The following is a 1,202-nucleotide window of genomic DNA, read 5'->3' as shown; positions in this document are numbered from 1 at the left end:
CAGGGCAAACGCATTATAATCATAAGTTAAACAGCGTTTTGAACCGAAAGTTATCATTCCAAGCGGCTTTAAGCCTCTTCTTTTTAATGCTGAGTTTAGACGTTTCTTTCTGCAACAAATTTAAGCAGATATGTCTAAACATGCTCATGCAAGCAGGCGCATGGCCTGTGCGAATACGGCTATCATCTTCTCTAAACGTTACATCCAGACACCAATGTAGGTTGTTTTCTACGCCCCAATGACCACGGATACTCTTTGCAAATACCTTAGCATTAGCTTGAATAGAGCCTATAAAGTAGCGCGTTTCTGTCGTCGTTTTATTTCCGATGGTACTTTCACGCGTGACCATTCCTATACTCTGTAATCCTGTCCATTTTTCTGCTCTATGTAAGGTATCAGGCGCATTAACAACCCAGTATTGGCGGACATCATGTCGCCCATGCTTTTTCTCGGCTTCTTCATAAAAGCTATGTGGAATGCTCTTAAACTGAGATTCGATCGCCGTCTTAAAATAACTTTTTACGTCTTTGTAGAGTAATCCCTGATTCCCTTTGAGTCCGAAAACATAGTCTGCTTTTTGCTCAATAATCTGTGTAGCTATACTGAGCTGACAACCCATTGCATCAATAGTAACAATGCAGCCTTCTAATTCCAGAAGTTTTAAGAGTGCAGGTATAGCGGTTATCTCGTTAGATTTTTCTTGAGTGACTTCTTGTCCTAGTACCAGCCTATTTGAGGAGCCCCAAGCACTCACCATATGGAGTCCTGCGAGTCCTTTTGTTTGACTGCCTTTGGCGGTTTTTCCATCCACTGCAACCACTTCAGGAATTTTCTCTTTAATGGCATTAACCCATGCAATAAAGGCTGACTGAAGTTGTTCGGGTGGTAATCTAATCAAGACATAACGAATACAGTCATGCGAAGGTATGCCATTTTTTAACGGTATAAAGCCTTTTAACCATTCTGTTTTATTCTGTCCAAACTCTTCTATTGCCTCGTAACCATCGGCTCCACTGAGCATGGCGCAGATGGTCAGGATAAGGATATCGGAAAGCGAATGAAGCTTTTTGCGATCTATGCGAGGATCGTCTATGTGTGAGAAATAACTAGAAATACATGGGCCCATGACATACTCCTGATATAAAAATCAGGAATATCTCATAAGTTATTTGAAATTAACAATTTTTAATGCGTTTGCCCTG

General features: G+C 40.9%; 1 protein-coding gene. It reads right to left on the bottom strand.

Annotated features, from left to right (window positions below; translation table 11 throughout):
• Positions 1-19 precede the first annotated feature (19 nt).
• A complete protein-coding gene (locus Q1A31_RS20880) occupies positions 20-1,126 on the bottom strand; it encodes an ISAs1 family transposase (RefSeq protein WP_299881742.1) in 1,107 nt (368 codons plus the stop codon).
• Positions 1,127-1,202 lie beyond the last annotated feature (76 nt).

This window comes from uncultured Cocleimonas sp., from assembly GCF_947495625.1.
Classification (GTDB): Bacteria; Pseudomonadota; Gammaproteobacteria; order Thiotrichales; family Thiotrichaceae; genus Cocleimonas.
The sequence above is the reverse complement of the archived record's forward strand: the minus strand, read 5'-3'. Positions and strand labels throughout refer to the sequence as shown.